Here is a 12969-nt window from a genome sequence, read left to right as displayed (position 1 = left end):
CTTTCAAAGTTTCGCTGGGAAATCTTTAACAACTTCAACCACTTGCGCTGACGATCACTCGTTAGCGGGAGGCGAATTCTACAGCGTTACTCGCTGCTGTCAACACCTCTTTTTCAACTCCTTTCGGACTTCGATGACCTGAAGCTCCGCGCTGTCGAAACCTACATAACTCTTTGTTTACCAAGGAGTTTTCCGTTTCGACTGCGCTGGAAGTGGGGCGAATTATAGACAGATATAAATCGCCGTCAACCGTTAATTCGGGTTTTCTATCGAGCCAAGCAAAAAGCCCAGCAAGAGGCCCCTTCTCTATAGAAGGGGCGCGCCCAACTCCCTTCTATATAGATAACGACCTAAAGCACCCCTGACTCCTTCAAGGCAGCCACCACCGAAGCATCCATCCCCAACACCTGCTGGAGCACCTGCAACGTGTGTTCGCCCAACAAAGGTGGAGCATTGCGGTACTCCACAGGCGTTTCGGAAAGACGGATAGGGCTGGCGACCTGAGGAACAATGCCCGCCAGTTCATGAGGCATCTCCAACGCCAACCCACGCGCGCGAACTTGAGGGTCCGCGAACACCTGCTCCAGATCATTGATCGGACCGCACGGCACGCCCGCCTGCTCCAGTTGCAACACCCATTGCGCCGTGGTCTTGAATACTGTTGCCTGACGAATCAACGGAATCAATACCGCCCGATTGGCCACACGCTGCGTATTTGTGGCAAACCGCGCGTCATCCGCCCACTGCGGCTGCCCAGCCACCTCGGCAAACTTGCGGAACTGGCTATCATTGCCGACCGTAAGAATGAAATCGCCGTCCGCCGTCGGGAAATCCTGGTAGGGCACGATATTAGGATGGGCATTGCCCAAGCGCTTCGGCGCAACCCCTGTGGTCAGGTAGTTCATCGCTTGGTTAGCCAGGCACGCAACCTGCACATCCAACAGCGCCATATCGATATGCTGCCCGCCGCCGTCGTGATCGCGATGGGCCAACGCTGCGAGGATCGCCACCGTCGAGTAGAGCCCGGTGAGGATGTCCGTCAACGCCACGCCGACCTTTACCGGCCCAGCGCCTTGATCGCCCTCGGGGCGGCCCGTCAGGCTCATCAACCCGCCCAACCCCTGAATCATGAAGTCATAGCCGGCGCGTTTGGCGTAGGGGCCGGTTTGCCCGAAGCCTGTGATCGAGCAGTAGATCAGCTCCGGGTTCAGCGCCCTGAGCGACTCATAATCCAAACCATAAGCCGCGAGGCCACCGACCTTGAAGTTCTCGATCAAGATGTCAGATTTGGCCGCCAGCTCCCGTACCAGGCGCTGCCCCTCGGGCCGCGTGAAGTCGATGGTGACGGATTGCTTGTTACGGTTGGCCGACAGGTAGTAGGCCGCCTCGGTGGTGTTCTCACCATAGGCGTCCTTGAGGAAGGGCGGGCCCCAGGCGCGCGTGTCATCGCCATTGCCCGGCCGCTCGACCTTGATGACCTCGGCCCCGAGATCCGCGAGGATCTGCCCAGCCCAGGGGCCAGCCAACACCCGCGACAAGTCCAATACCCGAAGGTGCGAAAGCGCGCCCATGGTCGTGCTCCTATTAATAGAACGCCTGAAGACCCGTCTGTGCACGCCCCAGGATCAGCGCATGAACGTCGTGCGTACCCTCGTAGGTGTTCACCACTTCCAGGTTGACTAGGTGCCGCGCCACGCCGAATTCGTCGGAAATGCCATTGCCGCCCAGCATGTCCCGCGCCATGCGCGCGATGTCCAGGGACTTACCGCACGAGTTGCGCTTCATCATCGAGGTGATCTCCACCGCCGCCGTGCCTTCGTCTTTCATACGGCCCAGGCGCAGGCAGCCTTGCAGGGCGAGGGTGATTTCAGTCTGCATGTCGGCCAGTTTCTTCTGGATCAACTGCGTAGCGGCCAAGGGGCGGCCAAACTGCTGGCGATCCAGGGTGTATTGGCGGGCGGTGTGCCAGCAGAATTCGGCGGCACCCAAGGCACCCCAGGAAATACCGTAGCGGGCCGAGTTCAGACAGGTGAAAGGGCCTTTCAAGCCACGCACGTCCGGGAAGATGTTCTCTTCAGGGACGAAGACGTTATCCATGACGATTTCGCCGGTGATCGAGGCGCGCAGGCCTACCTTGCCGTGGATCGCCGGGGCGCTCAGGCCCTTCCAGCCTTTTTCTAGGACGAAGCCGCGAATGTCGCCCGCATCATCCTTGCCCCAAACGACGAAGACATCGGCAATCGGGCTGTTGGTGATCCACATCTTGCTGCCGGTCAGGCTGTAGCCACCTTCGACCTTACGTGCACGCGTAATCATCGCGCCCGGGTCGGAACCGTGGTTGGGCTCGGTCAGACCAAAGCAACCGATCCATTCGCCCGAGGCCAGTTTCGGCAGGTACTTCTGTTTTTGCGCTTCGGTGCCGAATTCATTGATCGGCACCATCACCAGCGAGGACTGCACACTCATCATCGAGCGATAGCCGGAATCGACGCGCTCGACCTCACGGGCAATCAGGCCGTAGCTGACGTAGTTCAAGCCGCTGCCGCCATACTGCTCGGGAATGGTGGCACCCAGCAGGCCGACTTCACCCATTTCGCGAAAGATCGCCGGGTCGGTTTTTTCATGGCGGAACGCCTCAAGCACCCGCGGCGCGAGCTTCTGCTGGGCGAATTGCTCGGCGGTGTCGCGGATCATGCGCTCTTCTTCGGTGAGCTGTTGATCCAGCAGCAGCGGGTCGATCCAGTTGAAGCTTGCTTTACCGGCCATGGGTTGAGTCCTCGTCATCAGGTCAAATTTCGTGGGTTGATCCTAGGCCGCCCCCGCCGATCCGGCAAACGAGGATTTTGCATACTGTTGTGCTGTTTACTCACTTCGTAATAGCCTGAAAGCACCTACCAGCAATGAATTAGTGAGATAGCTGTACATGCGCAGGAAAATACCCAGCACCACCGCCCTGGTCAGTTTTGAGGCCGCCGCGCGCCATGAAAGCTTCACCAAGGCTGCCCAAGAACTGTCGCTGACCCAAGGGGCGATTTGCCGGCAGATCGCCAGCCTGGAGGAGTTCCTCAGCGTTGAGCTGTTTCGCCGCTCCCGGCGCGGCGTAAAGCTGACCGAGGCCGGGCTTTCCTACAGCCGCCGGGTCGCCACGCAACTGGATGCGGTCGAGCGCGACACGCTGTCGGTGATGGGCCAGCAGGGCGCCAACGTGATTGAACTGGCCGTGGTGCCGACCTTTGGCACGCAATGGCTACTGCCCCGGCTCAAGGACTTCCAGCAGCAGCACCCGGAAGTCACCGTCAACTTGACCAACCGCACCCGGCCCTTCCTGTTTGCCGACACCGACTTCGACGCCGCTATCTACTTTGGTGATGCAGACTGGTCCGGCACCGAATCCCATAGGCTGATGGGCGAAAACCCGATGCCGGTGTGCAGCCCGAGCCTGCTGGGCGCGAAAGGTCAGTTGAGCGCCAAAGAAATTGCCGACCTGCCACTGCTGCAACAGACCACACGCCCCTACGCCTGGCGCCAATGGTTCAACGCCCGGCAGTTGAATATTCCCCGGGACATGACAGGGCCGCGCTACGAGCTATTCTCGATGCTGGCCCAGGCAGCCATGCACGAGATGGGTATCGCCCTGATCCCGCCGTTCCTGATTCAACGCGAATTGGCAGAGAAGCGCTTGGTCATCGCCAATGAACATTCACTACCGAGCATCAAGGCGTATTACCTGATGATTCCTGACCGAAAAGTCGAATCCGCCTCATTGCGAGCTTTCCGCGACTGGTTGATCCACCAAGCTAACAGCTACAACCCCGAAGGGCAGGGGCTTTCAAACATTAGCTGACTCCGTAGTCAGCTAAATATAATCACTACAGATATAACTAAATGTCGCCTTTAAACAAACTGTACCGATAACCAGAACAATCGTCCTACAAGCACCGTACTCATTGCCTTTGCGCCCTTATCCCGAGGTCATGTCAGCTTATTCAGCACACGGATGGGAATTTTTCTTGAATTCCGTCCTGCACCTTGAAAGCCGTGCCCTACAAGGGTTATCGCCGCATTGTTGCGACATTCGGTCACGGCATGACTTGTAGTTAATTTTCCGTCACCCGTCATAATCCCTTGAAGGGCACAAAGTTCGCCTGCAAAATGCCGCGCCCCGCCCTGAATACAGCGGGACCGTGCTGATCGGCCGCCCCAGCGCACGTGTCGTCGTGCACTGGCCTCTTAAAGAATCACAAAGCAATAAGATCCAGCAGGAGATTTGACGTGCACATTGGTGTTCCTCTCGAAACCCAGACGGGTGAAACGCGGGTTGCTGCAACCCCTGAAACCATCAAGAAGCTGATCGGCCAGGGTCATAAAGTCACGGTACAGAGCGGCGCCGGCATTAACGCCAGTGTGCTCGACAGTGCGTATGAAGCGGCAGGTGCGACCATTGGCAGCGCCAACGAGGCATTCGGCGCCGAACTGATTCTCAAGGTCGTGGCCCCTGACGACAACGAGCTGGCGCTGATTAAAAGCGGCACCGTCCTGGTCGGCATGCTCAACCCGTTCAGCAATGAAACCATCGCCAAACTGGCCGAGCGCGGCATTACAGCCTTCGCTCTGGAGGCCGCGCCGCGTACCTCCCGCGCGCAGAGCCTGGACGTGCTGTCCTCTCAGGCCAACATCGCTGGCTATAAGGCCGTGTTGTTGGCTGCCCATCACTACCCGCGCTTCATGCCCATGCTGATGACTGCCGCCGGTACGGTGAAAGCCGCCCGGGTGCTGATTCTCGGCGCCGGTGTAGCCGGACTGCAGGCCATCGCGACCGCCAAGCGCCTAGGCGCGGTGATCGAGGCGTCGGACGTGCGCCCTGCGGTGAAGGAACAGATCGAATCCCTGGGTGCCAAGTTTGTCGACGTGCCCTACGAGACCGACGAAGAGCGCGAATGCGCAGTAGGCGTGGGTGGCTACGCGCGGCCGATGCCGGCCAGTTGGATGCAGCGCCAAGCCCTGGCCGTGCATGAGCGCGCCAAGCAAGCGGACATCGTCATCACCACCGCGCTGATTCCGGGCCGCAAGGCGCCGGTGCTGCTGAGCACCGACACCGTCGCGCAGATGAAGCCAGGCTCGGTGGTCATCGACCTCGCCGCGGCCCAGGGCGGCAACTGCCCGCTGACCGTGGCCGACCAGGTCGTCGTCGCCAACGGTGTGACCATCGTTGGCCCGACCAACCTGGCCGGCGCCGTCGCAGCGGACGCTTCGGCGCTCTACGCACGCAACCTGCTGGACTTCCTGAAGCTGGTCTTCACCAAGGAAGGGCAGTTCGAGATCAACCTAGAAGACGATATCGTCGCCGCGTGCCTGATGTGCCGCGACGGCCAAGTCATCCGTAAAAACGCCTAAGCAGGGATTCAGACGATGGAAGAGCTTATCTCCCCCGGTATCTACAACCTGATTATCTTCGTGCTGGCTATTTATGTCGGTTACCACGTGGTCTGGAACGTCACCCCGGCGCTGCACACGCCGCTGATGGCGGTGACCAACGCCATTTCCGCGATTGTCATCGTCGGCGCCATGCTGGCCGCCGCCCTGACCGTCACCCCGCTGGGCAAGACCATGGGCACCCTGGCCGTGGCCCTGGCCGCCGTGAACGTGTTCGGCGGCTTCCTGGTGACGCGCCGCATGCTTGAGATGTTCAAGAAAAAAGCCCCGAAAGCCGTAAAAGAAGAGGCGCCCAAGTAATGAGCATGAACCTTGTCACGACGCTCTACCTGATCGCGTCGATCTGCTTCATCCAAGCCCTCAAGGGCCTGTCGCACCCCACTACGTCGCGGCGCGGCAACCTGTTCGGCATGCTGGGCATGGCGCTGGCGGTGTTCACCACCGTGGGCCTCATTTATAAGCTGGGCGCTGAACTGGCGACGGCCGGCATCGGCTATGTGATCGTCGGCCTGCTGGTCGGCGGGACTGCTGGCTCGATCATGGCCAAGCGCGTGGAAATGACCAAGATGCCGGAGCTGGTGGCGTTCATGCACAGCATGATCGGCCTGGCGGCAGTGTTCATCGCCATCGCGGCGGTGGTCGAGCCGCAGTCCCTGGGCATCGTCAAACAGTTGGGCGACGCGATCCCGGCGGGCAACCGCTTGGAGCTGTTCCTCGGCGCGGCGATTGGTGCCATTACCTTCTCCGGCTCCGTGATCGCCTTCGGCAAGCTGTCGGGCAAGTACAAGTTCCGCCTGTTCCAAGGCGCACCGGTACAGTTTGGCGGCCAGCACAAGCTCAATCTGCTGTTGGGCCTGACCACCCTGGGCCTGGGCCTGGTGTTCATGTTCACCGGCAACCTCACCGCGTTCGCCGTGATGCTGGCCCTGGCCTTCGTGCTGGGCGTGCTGATTATCATCCCGATCGGCGGCGCAGACATGCCGGTCGTGGTGTCGATGCTCAACAGCTACTCGGGCTGGGCGGCGGCGGGTATCGGCTTCTCGCTGAACAACTCGATGCTCATTATTGCCGGCTCCCTGGTGGGCTCCAGCGGCGCGATCCTGTCGTACATCATGTGCAAGGCCATGAACCGCTCGTTCTTCAACGTGCTGCTGGGCGGCTTTGGCAACACCGCCGAGGCGGCAGGCCCGGCGGGCTCGCAAGAAGCGCGGCCGGTGAAATCCGGCTCGGCGGACGACGCCACGTTCCTGCTGACCAACGCTGACACCGTCATCATCGTCCCCGGCTATGGCTTGGCGGTCGCCCGGGCGCAGCACGCGCTCAAGGAACTGACCGAGAAGCTGACCCACCGTGGCGTGACCGTGAAGTACGCGATCCACCCGGTGGCGGGCCGCATGCCCGGGCACATGAACGTGCTACTGGCCGAGGCCGAAGTGCCTTACGACCAGGTGTTCGAGATGGAAGACATCAACTCCGAGTTCGGCCAGGCCGACGTGGTGCTGGTGCTGGGCGCCAACGACGTGGTCAACCCGGCCGCCAAGAACGATCCGAAATCGCCGATTGCCGGCATGCCGATCCTCGAAGCGTTCAAGGCCAAAACCATCATCGTCAACAAGCGCTCTATGGCCAGCGGCTATGCCGGCCTGGATAACGAACTGTTCTACCTGGACAAAACCATGATGGTCTTCGGCGACGCCAAGAAAGTCATCGAAGACATGGTCAAGGCCGTCGAGTAAAACCCTGCTCCAGCGCAACACAAAAAACCCCGGCCTTGTTTAGGCTGGGGTTTTTTATGCGTGTTGAAAACCCGACAAAAGGCTCTAAATGGCGGCCCTGCATTCGACCATGGTAGCGGGACGAACCGGGCACAAATCACTAGACTGCGCATCTTGCTTTCGATGCCCGAGATAATAATCCATGTACCGTGATCGTATTCGCTTGCCTTCCTTGTTCAGTAAGGTCATGAGCGCGGCTGATGCCGCCGCCCTGATCGAAGACGGCATGACCGTCGGCATGAGCGGTTTCACCCGCGCCGGCGAAGCCAAGGCCGTGCCCCATGCGCTGGCCGAGCGCGCCAAGAAATCACCCCTGAAAATCACCCTGATGACCGGTGCCAGCCTGGGCAACGACCTGGACAAAGAACTCACCGAAGCCGGCGTACTGTCGCGGCGCATGCCATTCCAGGTAGATAGCACCCTGCGCAAGGCCATCAACGCCGGCCAGGTAATGTTCATCGACCAGCACCTGTCCGAAACCGTGGAACAGCTGCGCAACAACCAGCTCAAGCTGCCGGACATCGCGGTCATCGAAGCCGTGGCCATCACCGAGCAAGGCCACATCGTGCCCACCACCTCCGTGGGCAACTCGGCCAGCTTCGCGATCTTCGCCAAGCAAGTCATCATCGAGATCAACATGGCGCACAACCCCAATCTGGAAGGGTTGCACGACATCTATATCCCCACTTACCGGCCCACCCGCACACCGATTCCGCTGGTCAAGGTCGACGACCGTATCGGTAGCACCGCGATCCCGATCCCGCCGGAAAAAATCGTCGCCATCGTCATCACCAACCAGGCCGACTCTTCGTCCACGGTGTCGACGCCGGACAGCGAGACCCAAGCCATCGCCAACCACCTGATCGAGTTCTTCAAGCAAGAAGTGGCTGCCGAGCGCATGACCAACAAGCTGGGCCCACTGCAGGCCGGCATCGGCAACATCGCCAACTCGGTGATGTGCGGCCTGATCGACTCGCCGTTTGAAGACCTGACCATGTACTCCGAAGTCCTCCAGGACTCCACCTTCGACCTGATCGACGCCGGCAAGCTGGTCTTCGCTTCCGGCAGCTCGATCACCCTGTCGAACCGCCGTAACGCGGACGTGTTCGGCAACCTGGAGCGCTACAAGGACAAACTCGTACTGCGCCCGCAGGAAATCTCCAACCACCCCGAAGTGGTGCGGCGCCTGGGCATTATCGGCATCAACACCGCCCTGGAGTTCGACATCTATGGCAACGTCAACTCCACCCACGTCTGCGGCACGCGGATGATGAACGGCATTGGCGGCTCGGGTGACTTCGCGCGCAACGCGCACCTGGCGATCTTCGTCACCAAGTCGATTGCCAAGGGCGGCGCGATTTCCAGCGTGGTGCCGATGGTCAGCCACGTGGACCACACCGAACACGACGTCGACATCCTCGTCACCGAGATCGGCCTGGCCGACCTGCGTGGCCTGGCGCCACGGGAGCGGGCGCGGGTCATCATCGACAACTGTGTGCACCCAGACTATCGCCAGGCGCTGAACGACTACTTCGAAGCCGCGTGCGCCCTGGGCGGGCACACCCCGCATATCCTGCGCCAAGCTCTGCAGTGGCACATCAACCTGGACGAAACGGGGCGGATGCTCGCGGTGTAGTTCACACAGTTGGCGGCTGATGCAAAAACACTTTCATCAGCCGCCGGCATCAACCCCTTTGATTGACGAAAACTGTACTGCTGTACTGGTATTTTCCTACCGAAACGTCCTACCAAAACTACCCATCCGTGCAAAAACGCACCAAATAGGTGCCGACAGGTACAGTTGCCTCATTTACGAGCAGTACAGCCCCTATAAACAGTTAACTGGCCCCTCACAATACAGGTGAACTGTATCTAGAGAGACTTGTGCAACGAGAGGATCATTGGCATCAGTTAAACCACTACCTAATCCCGCCACAAGCGGAAGGATGTCAATCATGGAACGTACACTCAGTTCCGAACTGTTTTTTGAAGACAACGCTGTAAAAACCCAGGCTTCCATGCCTTTGCGCGTTCTCGCCAACCTGATGCTGTGGCAGCGCCGCATCTCCAGCCGCCATCAACTGGCTCGTCTGGATTCGCGTCTGCTGGCTGACGCCGGGATTAGCGAAGCACAACGCTACGAAGAGCTGAGCAAGCCGTTCTGGCGCTAACTTAGCGCTGCTGGCCCTGACCCACCGGGTCCACCGCCAGCACTGAATTGAACATACAAAGCCCGTCGCAGATCACTGCGGCGGGCTTTGTCGTTTCCGGGCTCGCAAAACCACCTGACGAATACAGTTTTAAATATCTTAAAATTGACCAGTACAATTTAATCGAACGTTCTCGTACGCCTTACGCCGTGCCGCGCGCAGAGCAAGAGGCGCTCGCTATAAATCTGCGGCCAGCCCTATCGGGCCGCCCAGACCCGGCCTAATATCCGACAAGTACGTGGCGAACGCGGCCTGGTGTGCGTCAGAGGCTCTACTCACCGCGCTAACGGCAGTGAACGTCTTTTCGGCTTATCCACAGGAGTCACCCCCATGTCCCGTCTTCGCCTGCTCAGCGCCGCAGCCTTGCTGGCTGTGGCCGCCAACGCCAGTGCCAGCAGCTTTATCGTCACCACTGACTCGATCGTCGGCGCGCTCAAGGCCACGTCCGATGCCACTTCCGATGTGTCGTCTTCGTTTCGCGATAACAAGATCGTGCAAGCGGCCCGCGACGACGCCGCCAGTTTCGTCGCCAGCGAAGGCGCCATTCGGGGTGCGAAGCTGGAAAGCGCCTTCGCCTACATCCGCCAGCAAGCGCCGCAACTGGGTGCCAGCGACGCGCAATTGGCCCAGGCCATCCTGGTGATCTGAACGCCCCGTTCGGATCGCGGCTAGCGCGATGCGTCCTGGCTCTGGCCCGGGCATTGCGCTAGCCTTGGCGCTCGCTTTTAACTGTCGAGTCCCATGCGCTTTTTCTCACCTTCGCTGATCGCTCCCGTATTGATTGCCGCCTGCTGGGCAACCTCGGCCCCCGCCCTGGACCTGACCACGCAGAACCTCGTGGTCACCGCTTACGCTTCAAGCAAAGTGACGTCAGCGCCCTTCGACCATAAACTGCTGCTCGCCGCCCAAGATGACGCTGCGGCCTTCATTGCCAGCGATGGCCAACTGCGAGGAGCGCAACTGGAGTCTGCCCTGGCCCACCTGCGGCACACCCACGCAAAACTTCGTGCCAGCGACCTTGAACTGGCACAGGCAATCCTCGTCCAATGACCACCTACGTTTTTCCGGAGTTGTTCCATGCGTAACCCGCTGATCGCTGCCACCCTTGGCCTACTCTTGTTGGCCGACGTGGCCCAGGCACAAACACTGGTAGCCACCAGTAACATCATTGTTCGCGCCTTTGGCCGCGCAATCGATTTCACCTCCGACACCACCACCTCGATCCGCGATTCGAAAGTGGTGCGCGAAGCCCACGATGACGCCGCCAGTTTCGTCGCCACCAACGGCGACATTCGCGGCGCGCACCTGGAAGCGGCCTTCGACACCCTGCGCACCCGCGTGCCCGAAGCCCGTGGTGCCAGCGACCAGGACCTCGCGCAAGCCATCCTCGCCCTGTGAGGCGGGTTGGCACCTGGCTGCTGGCCGCGGCGCTGTTGCTCCTGGGCAACAGCGCCCACGCTGCCCTGCAATTACAGCTCAAGGCCGAAGGCCTAAGCCCTGCCGAGCAGCACGCCAGCCAGGCGCTGATCGATGAAGCGATGCAGGCCCTGCCGCCGCGCTTCATCGCTCAACTCGATCGCACCATTGCTGTTGGCTGGACCGACAAGATGCCCGCTAACGCCTACGGCCAGGCGTCGCTGGTGTCAGAGCTGGACCTGAACCGCAACCTCCTGGCCACCCTCACCGATGGCAGCGCCGCCACCCGCAAGACCCAACGCCCCCACGCCACCGTGCGCCGCGAAATGCTCGCCACCGTGGTGCATGAGCTGACCCACATTTATGACCGCTCGCGCCTGTGGCCCGACGCCGAGCGGCACCTGATCCAACGCTGCACCCGCCAGAGCGACAGCGCCGGGCTGGTCGGCCTGCCGGACCAATGCCGGGGCCAGAACGCCCGGCGCTTCACCCTGAGCGACGACCCGCGCCTGCTGGACCTGGCCGGGTGGCAGCAGTACGTCGGCCGGCGCGGCGAGCGCGAGCAGCACAACCGCCAGATCGCCCGCAGCCCCGACCTCTACGAAACCAGCAGCCCCAAGGAATTCGTCGCGGTCAACCTGGAATACTTCCTCCTCGACCCCAGCTACGCCTGTCGGCGCCCGGCGCTGTACCGCTATTTCAAGGAACACTTCGGCTGGGCACCGCCCGCCAAGGCCGAATGCGCCAAGGCGTTCGCCTTCCTCAATGCCGGCAACGACTTCGCCAAGCAGCCACTGGGCCAGGTGGACCCGGAGCGCGTCTACGCCGTCGATTACCTGTTGGCCGAGGCCAACCAGAACTGGGTCAGCCGCTGGGGCCACAGCATGCTGCGCCTGGTGATCTGCGCCCCCGGCCGCCCGCGCGGGCCGGACTGCCGCCTCGACCTCGACCAACACCTGGTGCTGTCGTACCGCGCCTTCGTCGGCGACGTGCAACTATCGAGCTGGGACGGCCTCACCGGCGCCTACCCCTCGCGCCTGTTCGTCCTGCCGCTGGCGCAGGTGATCGATGAATACACCAAGACCGAACTGCGCAGCCTCGCCTCCGTGCCCCTGAACCTGTCGCGCCGCGAAGTCGAAGAAACGGTCGAGCGCGCCGCCGAGATGCACTGGAGCTACGACGGCAACTACTACTTCCTGTCCAACAACTGCGCGGTGGAGAACCTCAAGCTGCTGCGCACCGGCAGCAACAACCCTGAGCTCACCGGCCTGGACAGCATCCTGCCCAACGGCTTGCTGGAAGTGCTCAAGGGCCGCGGCCTAGCCGACACCAGCGTGCTCGACGACCCGCGCGAAGCCTTGCGCCTGGGTTATCGCTTCGACTCTTTCCGCGACCGCTACCAGGCGATGTTCGAGGTGCTGAAAAAACACCTGCCCATCCCCCAGGACACGGTCGAAGACTGGCTCTCCCTCAGCGCCGCCGAACGCCGCCCCTGGTTCGACCGCGCCGACCTGCGCACCAGCGCCGCGCTGTTGCTACTGGAACAGGCGAGTTTCCGCCGCCAATTGCTGCTGGCCCAGGACGAGGTCAAGCAGCGCTACCTGGGCGCCCGCGACCTGAAAAACGGCGGCATGGAGAAGGCCAACCAGACCTTGCAGCAGATCCTCGCCAACAGCGGCTTTCTCAGCCGCCCAGCGGAACTGCTCGACAGCAGCGGCTACGGTTTGCCGCAACCGAGCGAGTGGCAACGCCTGGAATCCCAGAGCAGCCTGCGCCAGAAGCAACTACAAGCCCTGACCGGCGATCTGGACAAGGAAGTGCGCGCCTTGCTCGAACCCAGCCGCGCCGCCGAAATCGCCGCCAACGAGGCCAACGTCAAGTACGTGGGCGAGCATTTGCGCGCACTGCACAAGGCTGCCGGTGGCCTGGAACTGCCCTGATCCTACAGAGCAAGAAACCTCCTACAGCCTTGAGCGGCAAAGGTTGACAACATTTATCAGTGTGCCACTATTCCGCCGTTATTTAGCGGGCTTTACGCCAGCAGTTTGGCGCCTGTCACCGGGTTTCGCCCCGGCAGCGCCGCCAAGCACTCACCCTCTTTTTGAAGTGGTTGCCTGACCCCTCCAGGCAATGGC

12 protein-coding genes are annotated in these 12969 nt (G+C 61.2%); 10 read left to right on the top strand and 2 right to left on the bottom strand.

From position 1 onward, the window contains the following. Positions 1–350 precede the first annotated feature (350 nt). Together AC19YT_RS12445 and AC19YT_RS12440 are read right to left on the bottom strand one after the other, a co-directional pair. Positions 351–1571, bottom strand: a complete 1221-nt coding sequence (locus AC19YT_RS12445; protein ID WP_095110356.1) for a CaiB/BaiF CoA transferase family protein — start codon at positions 1569–1571, stop codon at positions 351–353. A 13-nt stretch (positions 1572–1584) separates the two neighbouring features. Then, positions 1585–2766: an acyl-CoA dehydrogenase gene (locus AC19YT_RS12440; protein ID WP_045059067.1), complete on the bottom strand. Its 1182-nt coding sequence runs from the start codon at positions 2764–2766 to the stop codon at positions 1585–1587. A 157-nt stretch (positions 2767–2923) separates the two neighbouring features. Between AC19YT_RS12440 and AC19YT_RS12435 the strand changes: the two genes are divergently transcribed. The 10 genes from AC19YT_RS12435 to AC19YT_RS12390 all read left to right on the top strand — a co-directional run bounded on the left by AC19YT_RS12435 (position 2924) and on the right by AC19YT_RS12390 (position 12774). Next, positions 2924–3844 (top strand): LysR family transcriptional regulator, encoded by a 921-nt coding sequence (locus tag AC19YT_RS12435; RefSeq protein WP_095110355.1) that lies wholly within the window; start codon positions 2924–2926, stop codon positions 3842–3844. Positions 3845–4272: 428 nt separating this feature from the next. After that, on the top strand, positions 4273–5394 hold the full coding sequence (locus AC19YT_RS12430) for a Re/Si-specific NAD(P)(+) transhydrogenase subunit alpha (protein WP_500610332.1): 1122 nt from the start codon (positions 4273–4275) through the stop codon (positions 5392–5394). Between the two features lie 15 nt (positions 5395–5409). Further along, on the top strand, positions 5410–5733 hold the full coding sequence (locus AC19YT_RS12425; protein WP_003187010.1) for an NAD(P) transhydrogenase subunit alpha part 2: 324 nt from the start codon (positions 5410–5412) through the stop codon (positions 5731–5733). Then, positions 5733–7169 carry an NAD(P)(+) transhydrogenase (Re/Si-specific) subunit beta gene (locus AC19YT_RS12420; protein ID WP_095110349.1) on the top strand — a complete coding sequence of 479 codons (1437 nt, stop codon included), beginning with the start codon at positions 5733–5735 and terminating at the stop codon, positions 7167–7169. Before AC19YT_RS12425 ends, AC19YT_RS12420 begins: the two co-directional genes overlap by 1 nt. A gap of 181 nt (positions 7170–7350) precedes the next feature. Continuing rightward, on the top strand, positions 7351–8844 hold the full coding sequence (gene scpC, locus AC19YT_RS12415) for a succinyl-CoA:acetate CoA-transferase ScpC (protein WP_095110347.1): 1494 nt from the start codon (positions 7351–7353) through the stop codon (positions 8842–8844). A gap of 319 nt (positions 8845–9163) precedes the next feature. Beyond that, complete coding sequence (locus AC19YT_RS12410; protein ID WP_095110346.1) at positions 9164–9379, top strand: DUF1127 domain-containing protein; 216 nt, start codon at positions 9164–9166, stop codon at positions 9377–9379. A 369-nt stretch (positions 9380–9748) separates the two neighbouring features. Beyond that, positions 9749–10066 (top strand): DUF2388 domain-containing protein, encoded by a 318-nt coding sequence (locus AC19YT_RS12405; RefSeq protein ID WP_095110344.1) that lies wholly within the window; start codon positions 9749–9751, stop codon positions 10064–10066. A gap of 93 nt (positions 10067–10159) precedes the next feature. Then, positions 10160–10468 (top strand): DUF2388 domain-containing protein, encoded by a 309-nt coding sequence (locus AC19YT_RS12400; RefSeq protein WP_095110343.1) that lies wholly within the window; start codon positions 10160–10162, stop codon positions 10466–10468. 27 nt (positions 10469–10495) lie between these two features. Further along, a complete protein-coding gene (locus tag AC19YT_RS12395; protein WP_095110341.1) occupies positions 10496–10816 on the top strand; it encodes a DUF2388 domain-containing protein in 321 nt (106 codons plus the stop codon). Further along, entirely contained in the window at positions 10813–12774 is a 1962-nt protein-coding gene (locus tag AC19YT_RS12390) for a DUF7844 domain-containing protein (RefSeq protein WP_095110339.1), read from the top strand. The genes AC19YT_RS12395 and AC19YT_RS12390 overlap by 4 nt, the downstream gene beginning before the upstream one ends. Positions 12775–12969: the final 195 nt, after the last annotated feature.

This window comes from Pseudomonas sp. MF08875 (assembly GCF_059862525.1).
Note: the sequence above shows the minus strand (reverse complement) of the source record. Positions and strands in the feature narration are given on the sequence as shown.